The organism is Pseudomonadota bacterium, assembly GCA_036141575.1.
In the GTDB taxonomy this organism is placed as follows: Bacteria; Pseudomonadota; Alphaproteobacteria; order UBA2136; family JAPKEQ01; genus JAPKEQ01.
This window is the reverse complement of record JAYZXF010000003.1, coordinates 96,498-113,098: the sequence shown is the minus strand read 5'-3', so window position 1 is coordinate 113,098 and position 16,601 is coordinate 96,498. Positions and strand designations below refer to the sequence as shown.

18 protein-coding genes are annotated in these 16,601 nt (G+C 46.4%); all 18 read left to right on the top strand.

All coding sequences use genetic code 11. The features are described from left to right. The first annotated feature begins 5 nt into the window (after nucleotides 1-5). The 18 genes from VX730_02270 to VX730_02185 all read left to right on the top strand — a co-directional run bounded on the left by VX730_02270 (nucleotide 6) and on the right by VX730_02185 (nucleotide 16,599). On the top strand, nucleotides 6-362 hold the full coding sequence (locus VX730_02270; protein MEC9291205.1) for an NADH-quinone oxidoreductase subunit A: 357 nt from the start codon (nucleotides 6-8) through the stop codon (nucleotides 360-362). A gap of 71 nt (nucleotides 363-433) precedes the next feature. Then, complete coding sequence (locus VX730_02265) at nucleotides 434-1,000, top strand: NADH-quinone oxidoreductase subunit B family protein (GenBank protein ID MEC9291204.1); 567 nt, start codon at nucleotides 434-436, stop codon at nucleotides 998-1,000. A gap of 3 nt (nucleotides 1,001-1,003) precedes the next feature. Beyond that, entirely contained in the window at nucleotides 1,004-1,714 is a 711-nt protein-coding gene (locus tag VX730_02260; protein ID MEC9291203.1) for an NADH-quinone oxidoreductase subunit C, read from the top strand. Beyond that, complete coding sequence (locus VX730_02255) at nucleotides 1,711-2,943, top strand: NADH-quinone oxidoreductase subunit D (GenBank protein MEC9291202.1); 1,233 nt, start codon at nucleotides 1,711-1,713, stop codon at nucleotides 2,941-2,943. Before VX730_02260 ends, VX730_02255 begins: the two co-directional genes overlap by 4 nt. Next, nucleotides 2,943-3,302 carry a hypothetical protein gene (locus VX730_02250; protein ID MEC9291201.1) on the top strand — a complete coding sequence of 120 codons (360 nt, stop codon included), beginning with the start codon at nucleotides 2,943-2,945 and terminating at the stop codon, nucleotides 3,300-3,302. Before VX730_02255 ends, VX730_02250 begins: the two co-directional genes overlap by 1 nt. Nucleotides 3,303-3,306: 4 nt before the next feature. Then, a complete protein-coding gene (locus VX730_02245; GenBank protein MEC9291200.1) occupies nucleotides 3,307-3,894 on the top strand; it encodes an NAD(P)H-dependent oxidoreductase subunit E in 588 nt (195 codons plus the stop codon). Next, a complete protein-coding gene (gene nuoF, locus VX730_02240; protein MEC9291199.1) occupies nucleotides 3,884-5,191 on the top strand; it encodes an NADH-quinone oxidoreductase subunit NuoF in 1,308 nt (435 codons plus the stop codon). Before VX730_02245 ends, nuoF begins: the two co-directional genes overlap by 11 nt. Continuing rightward, entirely contained in the window at nucleotides 5,191-7,284 is a 2,094-nt protein-coding gene (nuoG, locus tag VX730_02235) for an NADH-quinone oxidoreductase subunit NuoG (protein MEC9291198.1), read from the top strand. Before nuoF ends, nuoG begins: the two co-directional genes overlap by 1 nt. A 1-nt stretch (nucleotide 7,285) precedes the next feature. Beyond that, on the top strand, nucleotides 7,286-8,302 hold the full coding sequence (gene nuoH / locus VX730_02230) for an NADH-quinone oxidoreductase subunit NuoH (GenBank protein ID MEC9291197.1): 1,017 nt from the start codon (nucleotides 7,286-7,288) through the stop codon (nucleotides 8,300-8,302). A gap of 7 nt (nucleotides 8,303-8,309) precedes the next feature. Beyond that, complete coding sequence (gene nuoI / locus VX730_02225; GenBank protein ID MEC9291196.1) at nucleotides 8,310-8,789, top strand: NADH-quinone oxidoreductase subunit NuoI; 480 nt, start codon at nucleotides 8,310-8,312, stop codon at nucleotides 8,787-8,789. Then, nucleotides 8,786-9,172, top strand: a complete 387-nt coding sequence (locus tag VX730_02220; protein ID MEC9291195.1) for a nucleoside triphosphate pyrophosphohydrolase family protein — start codon at nucleotides 8,786-8,788, stop codon at nucleotides 9,170-9,172. Before nuoI ends, VX730_02220 begins: the two co-directional genes overlap by 4 nt. Further along, the gene (locus VX730_02215; GenBank protein MEC9291194.1) at nucleotides 9,169-9,798 is read left to right on the top strand and encodes an NADH-quinone oxidoreductase subunit J; all 630 of its coding nucleotides are present in this window, start codon (nucleotides 9,169-9,171) and stop codon (nucleotides 9,796-9,798) included. Before VX730_02220 ends, VX730_02215 begins: the two co-directional genes overlap by 4 nt. Further along, on the top strand, nucleotides 9,798-10,121 hold the full coding sequence (nuoK, locus tag VX730_02210; GenBank protein ID MEC9291193.1) for an NADH-quinone oxidoreductase subunit NuoK: 324 nt from the start codon (nucleotides 9,798-9,800) through the stop codon (nucleotides 10,119-10,121). Before VX730_02215 ends, nuoK begins: the two co-directional genes overlap by 1 nt. Nucleotides 10,122-10,124: 3 nt before the next feature. Then, a complete protein-coding gene (nuoL, locus tag VX730_02205; GenBank protein ID MEC9291192.1) occupies nucleotides 10,125-12,029 on the top strand; it encodes an NADH-quinone oxidoreductase subunit L in 1,905 nt (634 codons plus the stop codon). Nucleotides 12,030-12,047: 18 nt separating this feature from the next. Further along, a complete protein-coding gene (locus VX730_02200; GenBank protein MEC9291191.1) occupies nucleotides 12,048-13,619 on the top strand; it encodes an NADH-quinone oxidoreductase subunit M in 1,572 nt (523 codons plus the stop codon). Further along, nucleotides 13,619-15,094, top strand: a complete 1,476-nt coding sequence (locus VX730_02195) for an NADH-quinone oxidoreductase subunit N (GenBank protein ID MEC9291190.1) — start codon at nucleotides 13,619-13,621, stop codon at nucleotides 15,092-15,094. The genes VX730_02200 and VX730_02195 overlap by 1 nt, the downstream gene beginning before the upstream one ends. Before the next feature lie 12 nt (nucleotides 15,095-15,106). Next, complete coding sequence (locus tag VX730_02190) at nucleotides 15,107-15,808, top strand: biotin--[acetyl-CoA-carboxylase] ligase (protein ID MEC9291189.1); 702 nt, start codon at nucleotides 15,107-15,109, stop codon at nucleotides 15,806-15,808. Continuing rightward, a complete protein-coding gene (locus VX730_02185; GenBank protein MEC9291188.1) occupies nucleotides 15,805-16,599 on the top strand; it encodes a type III pantothenate kinase in 795 nt (264 codons plus the stop codon). The genes VX730_02190 and VX730_02185 overlap by 4 nt, the downstream gene beginning before the upstream one ends. Nucleotides 16,600-16,601: the final 2 nt, after the last annotated feature.

Genomic DNA, 16,601 nt, shown 5'->3' with positions numbered 1-16,601 from the left:
GAGGCATGATTGCTGAATATTTTCCAGTTCTGTTGTTCTTAATTCTCGCAACAGGAATTGCTTTAGTTATGTTGGCTATCCCGTTTGTGGCTGGGCCAAAACGACCATCTGACCAAAAAATGTCTCCATATGAATGTGGTTTTGAAGCGTTCGACAGTGCACGTCGTCGTTTTGATGTACGCTTTTATCTGGTAGCCATTCTTTTTATTGTATTTGACCTTGAAGTGGCCTTTCTTTTCCCTTGGGCAATGAGCTTTGGGAACATTGGCTTGATTGGTTTTTGGAGCATGATGGCCTTTCTAACTGTGCTAACTGTTGGCTTTATTTATGAGTGGAAAAAAGGCGCCCTTGAGTGGGAGTAGGCCTTTTATAAAAGGATTTTAATATGTCAAACATCATAACAAATGACCCGAAAGCGATTGTGGATCAGGGCATGGATCAGGTGAACGAAAGCCTGAAAAATGATGGTTTTCTTCTTACAAGTGTTGAAAGTGTTGTGAACTGGGCCCGTGCGGGCAGTCTTTGGCCAATGTCATTTGGTCTTGCGTGCTGTGCGGTAGAGATGATGCAGGCTGGTGCCTCGCGTTATGACCTTGACCGTTATGGCGCACTTTTCCGTCCGAGTCCGCGTCAGTCTGACCTGATGATTGTGGCTGGAACTCTCACAAACAAAATGGCGCCTGCGCTGCGTAAGCTTTACGAGCAAATGCCTGAGCCTCGTTACGTGATTAGCATGGGCTCTTGCGCCAACGGTGGTGGTTACTATCACCATTCTTATGCGGTTGTGCGTGGCTGTGACCGTATTATTCCAGTCGATATTTACGTGCCGGGTTGCCCGCCAACAGCGGAAGCGCTTGTGTATGGTATTCTTCAACTGAAGAAAAAAATTAAAGGCGAGCGTGTGTTTGATTACTCTGAGCGTGATGCGATGAAAGCGCAGTACGCGTACAAACACGGCGATAAGCAGCCTTATACAAAACTAGAAATGCATAAAGGTTAATCCATGACAGAAGCAACACAGTTTGCCCCGCATTTGGAGAAGCACTTGCAGCTTGAGACTTTGCACGAGTTGAAAGCGCATATTGAAGAAGAGCTTGATAATGAAATTTACAACGTTGAGATTTCTCAGCGTGAACTTACGGTTTGCTGTAAGAAGAGTGAAATTCTGAAGGTTCTTAAGTTCCTCCGTGATGATAAAAAATGCCAATTCCGCATGCTACTTGATGTATGTGGTGTGGATTACCCAGAGCGTGAAGCTCGTTTTGACGTTGTGTATCACATGCTTTCAGTTCAGCTGAACCACCGTATCCGTGTGAAGTTGAAATGTGCAGAAGGGGACGCTGTTCTTTCAAGTACAGACCTTTTCCCAAGTGCAGGCTGGTACGAGCGTGAGGCATACGACATGTTTGGTGTGAAGTTTGAGAATCACCCAGACCTGCGCCGTATCCTGACAGATTACGACTTTGACGGTCACCCACTACGTAAAGACTTCCCTGTAGAAGGAAACGTAGAAGTGTACTACGACGAAGAAGAAAAACGTGTGGCTTACAAGCCTGTGGATATGCCGCAAGAGTACCGTCATTTTGACCAGCAGAGCTCTTGGAAAGGTATGACAGGTAACGCCTACCTTGGTGAGGAAGCGACTGTTGATCGTAACACATTTAGCGAAGAAGAATTTAATGAAGAAGAGTCTGAGGAGAAAGCAAGCGCATGAGTGAGCTCAGAAACCAACCTCCAAAGAACCTGCCAAAAGGCAAACACACGCAAGAAGTAAGCGTGGGTGAAGGCTTTACATTTAACTTTGGTCCACAGCACCCTGCGGCGCACGGTGTACTTCGCCTTGTGATGGAGCTTGATGGTGAGGTGATTACACGTAGTGACCCACATATTGGTCTGCTTCACCGTGGAACTGAAAAATTGATTGAAAACCGTACATACATTCAGGCTTTGCCTTACTTTGATCGTTTAGATTACGTATCAATGATGGCGCAAGAGCACGTATGGTGTTTGGCTGTTGAGAAACTGCTCCGTGTAGAAGTGCCAAAGCGGGGGCAATACATTCGTGTACTTTACCTAGAGCTTACACGTCTACTGAACCACCTTCTATGGATTGGCTGTCATGGTCTTGATGTCGGTGCGATGAGTGTCTTCCTTTACGCGTTCCGTGACCGTGAGAGAATTCTAGATTTCTATGAAGAAGTTTCTGGTGCACGTATGCACGCTAACTACTTCCGTCCTGGTGGTGTTGCTAAAGATTTGCCAGAAGGTCTTACAGATAAGATTAAAGAATTTGTAGACGGCATGTGGGCGAACATTGATGAATTCGAAAACCTGCTTTCTGAAAACCGTATTTGGAAACAACGCCTTGTGGACGTAGGTGTGGTCACAGCTGATGAAGCGCAGGCTTGGGGCTTTACGGGCCCAATGCTACGCGGTAGTGGCGTGCCATATGATTTACGTAAAGCGCAGCCTTACGAAGTTTACGATGAACTTGATTTTGATATTCCTGTTGGAAAGAACGGCGACAGTTACGACCGTTACCTCATTCGCGTAGAAGAAATGCGTCAAAGTCTGCACCTGATTGAACAGTGCCTCAGAAAAATGCCTGAAGGCCCTGTAAAAGCGCAGAACTTTAAAGTATCTCCACCAAAGCGTGATGATATGAAGACAAGCATGGAAGCGCTGATTCACCACTTTAAGTACTACACAGAAGGTATCCACGTGCCAGAAGGCGAAGTGTACGTTGCTGTGGAAGCACCAAAAGGTGAAATGGGTGTTTATCTTGTATCAGATGGTGGTTCTAAACCGTATCGTTGTAAGATCCGTGCACCAGGGTTTGCGCACCTGCAAGGCTTTGACTTTATGGCCAAAGGGCACATGCTCGCAGACGCCGTAACAATTATTGGAACACAAGACGTTGTGTTCGGAGAGATTGACCGCTAATGAGATTTATTTTGGGGCTTGGTATTGTTATAGGAACGATGGGCGCAGCACATGCGCTCACGCTCGATTTTGGCGAGTCTTGCCCTGGTCTTACGCCTGAGGAATGCTCTGATGTGATTGCTGAAATTGAAATTGATGGTGTGTACTGCCAAGGCCTATTTATTGCTAAGGGTAAGCCTCTTTATGATCTTTGCCGTACACGTGAAGAGTGGATCATCCAACTTAAAAAGATGGAAGCTAAACACTGTGGAAAAAAAGATCCTTATGATAGGGACCTGTGTGCTTCTTTACGCAAAGATATTATTAGCGAAGCTGTGCGTCGCTTAAACTATTTAACTGATGACAATATGGAAAACTAAGCCTATGGCAAAATCTTCTGCACAAAAAATCGAAGTTCATGAGGGGAAAGACCTCAAATGGACGGCGTCAGCGAAGAAAAAAGTTGAGAAAATTCTCTCAAAATATCCAGCGGAACAAAGCCGCAGTGCAACAATTCCTCTGCTGCACCTTGCTCAAAAAGAGTTTGGGGGCTGGGTAAGTGTTGATGCAATGCAGTTGGTGGCAGATACGTTGAACTTGCCGTACATTCGCGTGTATGAGGTGGCAACATTCTACACAATGTTCAACTTGAAGCCTGTGGGCAAGTACCATGTTCAGGTGTGCACAAACTGCGCTTGCATGATCCGCGGCTCTAGCAAAATTGTTGAAACCGTTAAAGATGTTACAGGCCTTAAAGGGCAGGGTGGCATGAGTGATGATGGTCTATTCACACTCACAGAAGTGGAGTGCCTTGGTGCCTGTGTTGAAGCGCCAATGATGCAAATTAACGATGGTTACCACGTAAAGCTTACGCCTGAGAGTACAAAAGAAATTCTTGAGGAACTGAAGAGCGGTAAGGCTGTAGAAAGCACGACGCCAAGCAAAGGATTGGAGATTTTTGATGGCAAATAAATCAACAAAAACAAACCTAATCCGTGCGGATAAAGTTTTCCAAAACCTAGATGGTGCTGAAGATTGGGGCCTAAAAGGCTACGAAAAGCGTGGCGGTTACGGTAAAGAGTTGAAAAAGATTCTTAAGGCAGACCCTAAAGAGATTATTGAACTTGTGAAAGCTTCTGGCCAGCGTGGCCGTGGTGGTGCAGGTTTCCCAACGGGCCTGAAGTGGAGCTTTATGCCACGTCCAGATGGTAAGCGCCCAAACTACCTTGTGTGTAATGCCGATGAAGGTGAGCCGGGTACATGTAAAGATAGAGACATCCTCCGTTTTGACCCTCACACACTTGTAGAGGGTATGATTGTGGGCTGTCACGCCCTTGGTGCAGAAACAGGTTACATTTACGTACGTGGTGAATATTACGACGAAACCTCTCGTCTACAACAAGCGATTGATGAAGCATATGAAGCTGGCCTTCTTGGTAAAAACATTATGGGTACAGGTGTCAATGTAGATGTTTACACACACCTTGGTGCAGGTGCTTATATTTGTGGCGAAGAAACAGCCCTTCTTGAAAGTTTAGAAGGTAAAAAAGGCCAACCACGCCTTAAGCCGCCATTCCCAGCGCAGTTTGGTCTGTATGGTTGCCCAACGACAATTAACAACGTTGAAACCATTGCACAAATCCCAACAATCCTTAAACGTGGAGTTGATTGGTGGACGCAGTTTGGTCGTCCAAACAACCACGGTACAAAAATTTTCTGTATCTCTGGTGCGGTGAATAAACCTTGCAACATTGAAGCGCCAATGAGTATTCCACTTAAAGACCTCATTGAAGAACACTGTGATGGTGTGATGGGTGGCTGGGATAGCCTCCAAGCAATCATTCCTGGTGGATCTTCAACACCAATGCTGAACCCAGCAGAATCAAATGAAGTACTTATGGACTTTGATGCATTGCGTGAGCTCGGCACAGGTCTTGGTACAGCAGGTGTGATTGTGATGAACAAAGATGTTGATGTGCTTGACGTGATGACGCGCATTAGCGGTTTCTACAAGCACGAAAGCTGTGGCCAATGTACGCCATGCCGTGAAGGTGTGGGTTGGGTTTACCGCATGATGGAGCGTCTGCGTGATGGTGAAGGAACAGTAGAAGAACTCGACCAACTGTTTAACGTAACCAAGCGTATTGAAGGCCGTACAATTTGCGCCTTTGCAGATGGTGCAATGTGGCCAGTACAAGGCACACTTAAACACTTTAGAGAAGAATTTGAAAAACGCATTGAAGCGAATGGCAAAAGAGGGGCTGCGTAATGAGCGATAACCTAATTAACCTCACCATTGATGGCTTTGACGTTGCTGTACCTGCGGGCAGCACAATCATGCAAGCAGCAAAGCAACTTTCAATTGAGATTCCACACTTTTGCTACCATGAGCGCCTGAGTGTTGCAGGGAACTGCCGCATGTGCCTTGTGGAAATTGAAGGTGCACCAAAGCCTGTAGCAAGCTGTGCATGGCCTGTTTCTGAAGGCATGGTGGTGAACACCGCATGTGACACAACAAAGGAAGCCCGTAAAGGGGTGATGGAGCTGATGCTCATTAACCACCCACTGGACTGCCCAATTTGTGACCAAGCTGGTGAATGCGACCTTCAAGATGTTGCCGTATCTTATGGGTCTGACCGTACACGCTTTAGCGAAGATAAACGTAGTACAGATGACCTAGAAATTGGTGCGAAAATTAAAACTGTGATGACACGTTGCATCCACTGTACACGTTGTATCCGTTTTGCGACTGAAATTGCAGGCGTTGAAGAAATGGGCGCCACATTCCGTGGTGAAAACATGCAGGTTGGGACTTACGTTGAGCAAGCTCTACAGAGTGAACTTGCTGGTAACATGATTGACCTTTGTCCTGTTGGCGCACTGACAAGTAAACCTTACGCATTTACAGCGCGCCCTTGGGAGCTGACTCATACAGCTTCAATTGATGTGATGGACGCTGTGGGAACAAACATTCGAATTGATAGCCGTGCTGGTGAAGTGATGCGTATTGTACCGCGTGAAAACGCAGCAGTGAACGAAGAGTGGATGACGGATGCGGCGCGCTTTAGCTATGATGGCCTGTCTCGTAACCGCCTCACAACACCAATGCATAAGGTGAGCGGTAAGTGGAAGAGCATTACATGGCCAAAAGCTTTTGAAGTAATTCAGAAAGCGCATAAAGGTGTAGATGTAGACCGCGTTGCAGGCCTTGCAGGTGATATCCACAGTCTAGAAGACCTTTACGCCTTTAACGACTTTATGAAAGATGTGATTGGGACTGATAACGTAGATGGTCGAATGGATGGTTACGCACTGACACGCGCTGATGGTCTTGGTGCAAGCCTTATGAACTCTGGGATTGAAGGCCTTGAAGATGCAGACGCATTTGTACTCATTGGCACAAACCCACGCCTAGAAGCACCACTTGTGAATACACGCATTCGTAAGCAAGCGATGAAGGGCGCACCGGTTCTTGTGGTTGGCGAAGAGGCTGATCTTACTTACGCAAGCACACACGCAGGAACTGATATTTCAGCTCTTGAAGCGCTATCTAAACCAACAACTAAGCTTGGTAAGCTCCTTAAGGGTAAAGAGAACATCGCTGTTATTATTGGTGCCAAAGGCGTTCTTACGCGCGTAGATGCACGTGCGCAAATGCGTGAGATTCTTTCTTTCTGTGAAAAACTAAATGTAGCGCGTAAAGACTGGAATGGTCTCAACGTTCTGCATCAGCATGCTGGTCGTGCAGGTGTACTTGCGCTAGACGTGACACCTGAAGATAAAGGAATGGACGCTTCAGCAATCTACAAAGCGCTTAAGAAGGGTGATGTAGATGTGCTTTGGCAGTTTGGAGAAGGGGACACACGTGGTGAGTCAGTTTCTGGTGCGAAGTTCAGTATTTACATGGGCACGCACAAAACAGACGCGGCAAAAGATGCTGACCTGATGCTTCCAACAGCTGCTTACACTGAGAAAGATGGCCTGTGGATGAACACAGAAGGCCGTGTGCAAGAAGCTAAAGCTGCTGCACAGCCTCCACTGAACGCAAAAGAAGATTGGAAGATCTTTAGAGCGCTGAGTGATGTGTTTGGTAGTACGCTACCGTTTAACACGCTTGCTGGTCTGCGTGAGTGCATGGCTGAAGATTGGCCTGTACTTGCAGATAGTCACTGGGGTGAGAAGCAAAGCTTTGAGATTTCTTTCAAGCCGGGTAAGTCTGCTGCAAAAGAAACAGCTTACAAAGCGCCAGTTGAGTCTTACTACCTCAGCAATGAAATTCTAAGAGCAAGCCCAGTGATGGCAGAATGTGCTGCTGAGAATGGTGCTGCCAAGTTCAAACCTAACATGAAGAAAGTTTCTTAACATGTTTGATTATTTAGAGCTTTTAACGATTGAAAATGTAAAGTACATCGCTCTTTTGGTGGCGCAAATCCTTGCGATTATGTTGCCTCTATTTGGTGCGGTTGCTTACCTAACCCTTGCTGAGCGTAAGGTGATTGGTTGGATGCAGCTCCGTGTTGGTCCATCGACTGTGGGCCCTTGGGGACTTGGTCAGCCGATTGCTGATGCGGTGAAGCTGATGTTTAAAGAGGTTGTGATGCCTGGTGTTGCCAACAAAGCAACATACCTGATTGCACCGATTATGGTGTTTGTACCAGCACTTATGGCATGGGCTGTGATTCCTTTCGATAAGGGCATTGTGATGAGTGACATCAACCTTGGTGTGATGTACCTGCTAGCTGTGAGCTCTCTTGGTATCTACGGGATTCTCCTTGCTGGTTGGGCCAGTAACTCAAAGTACCCATTCCTTGGCGCAGTCCGCTCTGGTGCGCAAATGGTTTCGTATGAAGTATCTATGGGGCTTGTTGTGCTGAGTGTAATTCTCCTTTCTGGTTCTATGAACCTAACAGAAGTGGTAGAGAACCAGCGTGGCATGTGGCATATGATTCCACTGTTCCCTATGTTTATCGTGTTTATTATTTCTATTTTGGCGGAAACAAACCGTGCGCCGTTTGACCTTCCTGAAGCGGAAGCTGAGCTAGTTGCCGGTTACAACGTTGAGTACGGTGCAATGGGCTTTGCGCTGTTCTTTCTTGGTGAGTACGCCAATATGATTCTTATGAGCGCTATGACAGCTGTGCTGTTTATGGGTGGTTGGTTGCCGCCAATTGATATTGCGCCATTTAATATGATTCCAGGCTTCCTGTGGTTCTTTGCAAAGATTGCCTTCGTGCTGTTTGTGTTCCTCTGGACACGTGCAACGTTCCCACGTTACCGCTATGACCAACTGATGCGTCTGGGTTGGAAAATCTTCCTACCGTTTACGCTGATTTGGCTAGTCGGGCAGGCAAGCTTTATGAAATTTGTGATGGGAGTTTAAGAGTAAGATGATCAAACTTTTGAGACAGTTCCTTCTTCTTGATGTTGCGAAGGGTATGAGCATTACCTTCCGTAATATGTTCAAAAAGAAGCTAACCATTAAGTACCCACAAGAGAAGACACCAATCTCACCGCGTTTTAGAGGGGAGCACGCACTGCGCCGTTACCCAAATGGTGAAGAGCGTTGTATTGCCTGCAAACTGTGTGAAGCGGTTTGCCCAGCGCAAGCGATTACAATTGAAGCAGAGCCACGAGGGGATGGTTCGCGCCGTACGACACGTTACGACATTGACATGGTGAAGTGCATTTACTGTGGCTTATGTGAAGAAGCATGCCCAGTTGATGCGATTGTTGAAGGTCCACACTTTGACCTTGCACACCATGATCGCTCTCAGTTGGTTTACGACAAAAACAAACTATTAGAAAACGGCGATATTTGGGAAGAAAGTATCGCAGAACGCCTAAGAAAGGATGCACCGTACCGATGAGTAATTACAAAAAAGTATCAGAATTCCACGATGTATTTGGCGGTATTCCAGACGATAGACAAGACATGCTTAACCTGCGTAAAAAGCTGATTACAGAGGAATGCGCTGAGGTTATTGAAGCGATTGAGATTCTAGAAAAAACAGGTGTTACAGGCCGTAAAAAAGCTGAAGCTGATGTACTCAAAGAGTGTATTGATCTGCTTTATGTGACTTACGGAACCATTAAAAGCATGGGCTGGGATGCGGACGCAGCTTTTCAGGAAGTGCACCGCTCTAACATGAGCAAAGTGGGTGAAGATGGTAAACCTGTTTACCGTGAAGACGGTAAAATTCTTAAAGGGCCAAACTACAGTCCTGCAAACATGGAAGAGTATGTATCATGATTGCAGACCTTGTCTTTTACATGTGCGCAACGCTTCTGCTGATTGGCGGGCTCGGCGTTGTGACAGCAAGAAACCCGATGGTGGCGATTCTGTTTATGGTGCTATCATTCTTTAATGCGGCAGGTATTTTCCTCCTGCTTGGAGCTGAGTTTATCGCGCTTCTCACCATTATGGTTTATGTGGGTGCGGTTGCAGTGATGTTCCTATTTGTTCTTATGACAATTGATATCGACTTTGAAATGCTTAAAGACGGCAGCAAAAAGCATCTGCCACTTGGTATTGTTGTGATTGGTATTATGCTGGCACAGATTCTATTTGGTGTATTTAGCGGCGTGTTTACAGAGGAAGCTGCTGTAACAGGTATGCCGATGCCAACTGAGGGCGAAAACGTGGTTCACATTGGTAACATTCTGTTTACAGATTACCTGCTGCCATTCCAAGTGTCTGGCTTCGTGCTACTGACTGCGATGATTGGTGCCATTGTACTGACTCACCGCAAGCGCCCAGATTCTAAACGACAAGTTATTTCTAAGCAGGTTGCTCGTACACGTGAAGAAAGTATGGCGATTCTTGATGTGCCAAGCGCGCGTGGTACTGCTGATATGAAACCAGAGGAGGTGAAGTAATGCACGCAGCATTTCATCATGTAGGTCTCACTGAATTCCTAACGCTTTCATCAATCCTATTTATGATTGGTGTTTGCGGTATTGTTCTGAACCGTAAAAACATCATTATTATTTTGATGAGCATTGAGCTGATGCTTCTGAGCATCAACATCAACATGGTGGCCTTTTCAAGCTACCTGAATGATATGGGCGGTCAGGTCTTTACGTTCTTTATTCTCACCATTGCGGCTGCTGAGCTGGCAATTGGTCTTGCAATTGTAACTGTATTCTATAGAAACCGCGGCAACATTGATGTTGATGATGCGGATATGATGAAGGGTTAACCGATGACAGAAACACATATTTTTGCGATTGTTCTTCTGCCGCTCCTTGCTGCTTTTATTGGTGGTGTATTTGGCCGCCAGCTTGGGCATAAAGGTGTGATGACACTGACATGTGCTGCTGTTACGGTGAGTGCCGTTCTGTCTTTCATTACGTTTATTCAAGTGGCTATGCAAGATGCGCCAACGATTGAGGGCACACTTTATACGTGGATTCAAACTGCGAATCTCAGCGTAGACTTTGGTGTGTTTGTGGACAAGCTTACAGCAACAATGCTGCTTGTGGTGACATCTGTGTCTATGTGTGTGCATTACTACTCAATTGGCTACATGAGCCATGATCCACACCGTGCCCGTTTCTTTAGTTACTTGAGCCTGTTTACCTTTGCTATGCTTGTACTCGTGACTGCGCCAAACCTTCTACAAATGTTTGTTGGTTGGGAAGGGGTAGGTCTTGCTTCATACCTGCTGATTGGTTTTTGGTTTAAGAAAGAGAGCGCAAACGCAGCCTCTATGAAGGCCTTTATTGTAAACCGTGTGGCAGATGCTTGCATGCTGATTGGCCTGTTCACGATTGTGGGCGTATTTGGCACAATGAACTACAGTGAAATCTTTGAAGCACTTCCAAGTGTATCAGGGCACACGTTCAGCCTACTTGGCTTTGAATGGCCTGTGATAAATTGGATTGCGCTGCTTCTTTTCCTTGGTGCGATGGGTAAGTCTGCACAGTTTGGGTTCCACACATGGCTCCCAGATGCGATGGAAGGCCCAACACCAGTTTCAGCGCTTATTCACGCGGCAACAATGGTCACAGCTGGTGTGTTCCTTGTGAGTCGTATGTCTCCATTGTTTGAGCTTGCTGATACCGTGCTTCTATTTGTGGCTGCTATTGGTGCGTTTACAGCGCTCTTTGCAGCAACCATTGGCCTTGTGCAAACAGATATTAAACGTGTGATTGCGTACTCAACATGTTCTCAGCTGGGTTATATGTTTTTTGCATGTGGAGTAGGGGCATACCACGCCGCTATGTTCCACCTGACAACGCACGCTTTCTTTAAAGCGTTATTGTTCCTCGGGGCAGGTAGTGTGATTCACGCGATGCACGACGAGCAAGACATGATGCGTATGGGCGCGTTGAAAAAGATGATCCCGATTACGTATGGACTGATGTGGATTGGTTCTCTGGCGCTTGCAGGTATTCCTCCATTTGCTGGGTTCTTCAGTAAGGACCTTGTTCTTGAAGCAGCCTTTATGAGTGGCGGTAGCTTTGGCCAGATCATTTACGCGATTGGTACGTTTGCAGCCTTCCTAACTGCTTTCTACAGCTTCCGTGTGATTTACCTCTCATTCCACGGTGAAGCACATGATAAGAAAGCCCTTAAAGCAGCACACGAGTCTCCGTTTGTGATGCTTGCGCCAATGTACCTGCTTGCAGTGGGTGCCATTGTTGGTGGTTACCTGCTTAAGGATATGACACATCTGCACTGGTGGCATGGTGCTATTGTTGGTTTTGATGTGCACGCACTACACATTCCAAAGGTTGTGAAGTTTACGCCGCTTGTATTTGCTGCCCTTGGTATTCTGTTGGCAACTGTCATCTATCTGAAGAAGAAGGGGGTAACGAAAACTGTTTCTGAGAAGTTTGCTCTTCTTTACCGCTTCTTCATGAAGAAATGGTACATCGATGAGCTGTACAACACACTATTTGTACAGCCGACTAAATGCCTAGCGCAGATCCTTTGGAAACAAGGTGACGTGAACGGTATTGATGCGATGGGCCCGAACGGTGCTGCAGGTATCAGTAAGCTTTCAGCTCAGCTCATGAGCAAACTACAAACAGGTTACGTATATCACTACGCCTTTGTGATTCTTGTGGGCGTGGTGGCACTGGTTACGTTTTGGACACTTTAAGAGAAAGATAATAAAAATATGGACTATCCAATTCTCTCATTCCTTACATTTATGCCGATTATTGGCGCACTGCTTGTGATGCTGGTAAAAGACGGTGATGAGGAAACAGAAAACCGTAATGCACGCATGCTTGCGCTGTGGGTTTCAGGGATTACATTCCTGCTTTCAATCGTGATGCTTGGCGGCTTTGACCCTGATGCGGGTATGCAGTTTGTTGAAGATCATCCTTGGATGACGAACTTTGGCATTCGCTACACAATGGGTGTGGACGGTATTAGTGTCCTCTTTGTACTGCTTACAACGCTTCTTACGCCAATTTGCGTACTTGTAAGCTGGGAAAGCATTACCAAAAACGTACGCGCCTTTATGGCTTGCTTCCTTCTACTTGAAGGTGCTGTAATTGGGGTGTTCTGTGCGATGGACTTCCTCCTGTTTTACGTATTCTGGGAAGCCATGCTGATTCCTATGTTCCTCATTATTGGGGTATGGGGTGGTGAAAACCGTATTTACGCTTCTGTGAAGTTCTTCCTCTACACATTTGTAGGTTCAGTGCTGATGCTGATTGCAATGATGTACCTATACTTTGCAAACGGCAGTAGCTTTGACATTCTAACCATGCAAACACTCAACCTATCTGAGACAGCTCAGTACTGGTTGTTCCTGGCTATGTTTGCAGCCTTTGCGGTGAAGGTGCCAATGTGGCCATTCCATACATGGCTACCAGATGCACACGTACAAGCGCCAACAGCAGGTTCTGTCATTCTAGCGGGTGTGCTTCTTAAAATGGGTGCTTATGGTTTCCTACGCTTTAGCCTTCCGATGTTCCCAGAGGCAGTGGAACTGTTCCGTCCGCTGATGTACGCACTTAGCGCGATTGCGATTGTTTACGCAGCACTTGTGGCCTTTGCACAAACAGATATTAAAAAGATGATTGCTTACTCGTCTGTGTCTCACATGGGCTTTGTCACACTTGGTATTTTTGCGGCAACGCCTGAAAGTATCCAAGGTGCACTCATGCAGATGCTGAACCACGGTGTTGTGAGTGCAGCGCTCTTCATGCTGATTGGTGTGATTTACGACCGCATGCATACACGTGACCTTGAGCGCTTTGGTGGACTGGTCAACAGTATGCCTGTGTACGCTGCCGTATTTATGGTGTTTACAATGGCTTCTGTGGCGCTACCTGGTACAAACAGCTTTGTGGGTGAGTTCCTAATTCTGACAGGTGCATACCCTGTGGCACAAGGGGCTACGGTTATTGCTGCCAGTGGTGTAGTACTGGGTGCTGTGTACATGCTATGGCTATACCGCCGTATGGTATTTGGTGAAATTAAATCTGATGAAGTGAAGAACCAAAAAGATATGACAGAGCGTGAAAAGCTGATGTTTGTTCCGCTTATCCTTCTTGTGTTCTACATGGGCCTTATGCCAAACCGAACGCTCGAAATTCTTGAAGCGCCATCACAGGAGCTTGCTCAGGTGAACACGCTAGAGCCTGTGGCAAGCCTAACGCTTGGCGAGCCAACTTTTATTAAAGAAGAGTATGACTCTCATGATAAAGCGCACGATGCGCATGGAGGACATCACTAATGGATTACCTACTTTCAATTGCTCCAGCACTGCCTGAGTTGATGCTTGCACTTAGCGTGCTTGTGCTTCTTATTGTTGGTGCTTGTATGAAAACGGAAACAGCAGGGGTGGTGATTCCTGTGTTTACACGCTACATCCTTCTTGGTGCTCTCATTGTATTGATGCTTGTGGCAACGAACTCTTACACAGGCGTTGCCTTTATGCGTGGTAACGGTGTACCTATGTTTGAACTCAATACGTTCGGCGTATTTGTTAAGGCATCACTTTTAGTATTTACAGTATTTGCGCTTATTGGCTCTACGCCATACCTTGCGCGTCATAAGCTGCTCAGCTTTGAATATCCTGTTCTGCATATCCTTGCGGTACTGGGTATGATGATTATGCTGAGTGCACGTGACCTTATTGTGCTTTACGTTGGTATGGAAATGATGAGCTTCCCGCTTTACATTCTTGCGGCTTACGCACGTGATAAATCTAAGTCATCTGAAGCAGGCCTTAAGTACTTTGTGCTTGGCTCTCTGGCATCTTGCCTGATGATTTACGGTATGAGCCTTTTCTACGGCCTTGCAGGTGACACATCTTACGTTGCCCTTGCTGGCGTTGTGGATCAGTTCTCAAGTCTTGAGCAACCATCACTGATGCTGTCTCTTGCACTTGTGTTTACGCTGACAGGTCTTGTGTTTAAAATTTCAGCTGTGCCATTCCACATGTGGACTCCTGATGTTTACGAAGGTGCACCTTCAACAGTCACAGCATTTATGGCTGTTCTGCCAAAGGTTGCAGCTATTGCACTTCTTATGTCTCTACTCAACGGCCCACTTGTTGGTGCGTTTGAGCAGTGGCAAATTATGTTTATTGGTCTTGCGATCCTGACTATGGTTGTCGGTAGCCTTGCGGCAACTGTACAAAACAACCTCAAGCGTATGCTGGCGTACTCATCTATTGCAAACGTTGGCTTTATGCTGGTTGGCCTTGCAACAGGAACAACAAATGGTATGGAAGCTGTGCTTGTTTACCTTGTAATCTACGGTGTCATGACATTTGGTATCTTTGCAATCATTAACGGTCTGCATAAGCGCGGCGGTAAAAACGTTGCAACGTTTGATGATATTTCTGGCCTTGGTTACACACATCCTAAACTTGCTATTTGCCTCATGCTGCTTGTGTTCTCACTTGCAGGAGTGCCGCCACTGGCTGGTTTCTTCGCGAAGTTCTTTGTCTTTACAGCAGCTGTACAAGCCGGACTTATTCCGCTTGCTGTTATTGGTGTGCTTGCAAGTGTGATTGCAGCGTACTACTGCCTGCGTGTTGTAAAAGCAATGTACTTTGAAGAAGCAAAGGTAGAAGTGATTGCACCAACATTTGGTGTCACAGCGCTTGTTTACATTCTGACAGCACTTGTGCTGTTCTACTTTGTAGATGTAGATAGCCTGTTAAACCTAGCCAACAATGCGGCGATTGCCCTTGTACTATAAGGTCAGCTCTGAATGACTTGGCTCACCCACTTACAGACAGTCGGTTCTACAAATGATGTAGTGCTAGATGGCCTGAAAGTGGGTGAGTTTTTTCATGGAAGTGTGGTGCTTGCAGATGAACAAACCGCAGGCCGTGGCCGTAGAGGGAAAGCTTGGAAAACATTCTCTGGGGAAGCTGGCATAGCCATGACCGTTCTTCTTACTGAAAATCTGACTGAACATACACCACTGCTAGTCAGTCTTGCTGTACATGATGTGCTCTCATCTGTAGGTGAGGGACTTGGTATCAAATGGCCGAATGATCTGCTTTATAATGGCAGCAAAGTGTGCGGTATTTTGGTTGAGGCAGGTGTGATCTCTGGAAAGCCTTACCAGCTTGTTGGTTGCGGTATGAATCTGCTAGGTACAGAAGATGACTGGCAAAGCCTAGAAAGCCTAACGGGGTTCCGTTTTGATAGGCTGGAGACGGTTGGGCGTATTCGTGAGCGTATCTTGAAGCTTCTCTCTGAGGGGTGGGCAGCCCATAAAGATCGTTATATTCGTGGATGTATTACCATTGGTGAAGCGGTAACATGGCGCCAAGTGGGTCTGGACGATATTCAAGGCATAGCCAAGTCACTCACAGATGACGGCGCTATTATTCTGGAAGATGAGTCAGGTGCTTCCCATACCATTCATAGCGGAGAAATTATTAAACAAGGGAGCGTGTCATGACGCAGCCTATCCTTGTTGTGAATGTGGGTTCAGTCAATACGGTGTTTGGTCTGTTTACTGATGGTGCGTTGAGCCATACGTGGCGTATTGAAACACGCCCTATGCGTAGCGCAGATGAATACCTGATTTGGCTAGAGCGTGTATTAAAGCGAGAAGGGCTAGATGCTGAATCAATCGAGCATACCATTGTCTCTTGCGCGCATGCTGAAATGCTCCGCTCTTTGCAGCATGCTATTGTACGTTTCTTTGGGCATGAGCCACTTGTGATGAAGGCCGGCCTTAAGACGGGCGTGCAAATTCAAACCTCTCGTCATGATGACTTTAATGCAGACCGCGTGGCAAACATGGTCGCCGCTTGCGAGCGCAGCTTTACACCTTGCCTTATTGTAGATCTTGGTGCCGTAACGCGTATTGATGTGCTGGGCGAAAATAAAAAGCACTTTGGAAGTGTGGTGACACTTGGGGTGCAAAAGTCTCTCGATACTTTAACAAGCTTTAGCCATGCATACCCAGATGTAGCCATTGATAAACCTGCAAATGTAGTTGGTAGATATGCTGCTGACGCTGTACAAAGTGGGGCCTATTACGGCACACTCAGTATGCTCGAAGGTTTGACAGATAAGATATTATGTGAGATTAAGGCACATGAAAAGTTAAGTGCAGAGCCCAAAATTATTGCAACGGGCGGTTATGCAAAAGCACTTGGCGCACATACAGATTTGTTTGATGAGGTGATACCGAGCCTCACTCTAGAAGGGCTTTATGCCATTGCTAGGAGAAATATAAAGTGAAC

Excerpts from the sequence above, each read along its gene's own strand:
- VX730_02185 (MEC9291188.1), top strand. The coding sequence starts at position 15,805 with ATGACGCAGCCTATCCTTGTTGTGAATGTGGGTTCAGTCAATACGGTG.
- VX730_02245 (MEC9291200.1), top strand. The coding sequence starts at position 3,307 with ATGGCAAAATCTTCTGCACAAAAAATCGAAGTTCATGAGGGGAAAGAC.
- nuoG (MEC9291198.1), top strand. The coding sequence starts at position 5,191 with ATGAGCGATAACCTAATTAACCTCACCATTGATGGCTTTGACGTTGCT.
- VX730_02195 (MEC9291190.1), top strand. The coding sequence starts at position 13,619 with ATGGATTACCTACTTTCAATTGCTCCAGCACTGCCTGAGTTGATGCTT.
- nuoK (MEC9291193.1), top strand. The coding sequence starts at position 9,798 with ATGCACGCAGCATTTCATCATGTAGGTCTCACTGAATTCCTAACGCTT.
- nuoL (MEC9291192.1), top strand. The coding sequence starts at position 10,125 with ATGACAGAAACACATATTTTTGCGATTGTTCTTCTGCCGCTCCTTGCT.
- nuoF (MEC9291199.1), top strand. The coding sequence starts at position 3,884 with ATGGCAAATAAATCAACAAAAACAAACCTAATCCGTGCGGATAAAGTT.
- VX730_02220 (MEC9291195.1), top strand. The coding sequence starts at position 8,786 with ATGAGTAATTACAAAAAAGTATCAGAATTCCACGATGTATTTGGCGGT.
- VX730_02215 (MEC9291194.1), top strand. The coding sequence starts at position 9,169 with ATGATTGCAGACCTTGTCTTTTACATGTGCGCAACGCTTCTGCTGATT.
- nuoH (MEC9291197.1), top strand. The coding sequence starts at position 7,286 with ATGTTTGATTATTTAGAGCTTTTAACGATTGAAAATGTAAAGTACATC.
- VX730_02250 (MEC9291201.1), top strand. The coding sequence starts at position 2,943 with ATGAGATTTATTTTGGGGCTTGGTATTGTTATAGGAACGATGGGCGCA.
- VX730_02190 (MEC9291189.1), top strand. The coding sequence starts at position 15,107 with ATGACTTGGCTCACCCACTTACAGACAGTCGGTTCTACAAATGATGTA.
- nuoI (MEC9291196.1), top strand. The coding sequence starts at position 8,310 with ATGATCAAACTTTTGAGACAGTTCCTTCTTCTTGATGTTGCGAAGGGT.
- VX730_02260 (MEC9291203.1), top strand. The coding sequence starts at position 1,004 with ATGACAGAAGCAACACAGTTTGCCCCGCATTTGGAGAAGCACTTGCAG.
- VX730_02200 (MEC9291191.1), top strand. The coding sequence starts at position 12,048 with ATGGACTATCCAATTCTCTCATTCCTTACATTTATGCCGATTATTGGC.
- VX730_02270 (MEC9291205.1), top strand. The coding sequence starts at position 6 with ATGATTGCTGAATATTTTCCAGTTCTGTTGTTCTTAATTCTCGCAACA.
- VX730_02265 (MEC9291204.1), top strand. The coding sequence starts at position 434 with ATGGATCAGGTGAACGAAAGCCTGAAAAATGATGGTTTTCTTCTTACA.
- VX730_02255 (MEC9291202.1), top strand. The coding sequence starts at position 1,711 with ATGAGTGAGCTCAGAAACCAACCTCCAAAGAACCTGCCAAAAGGCAAA.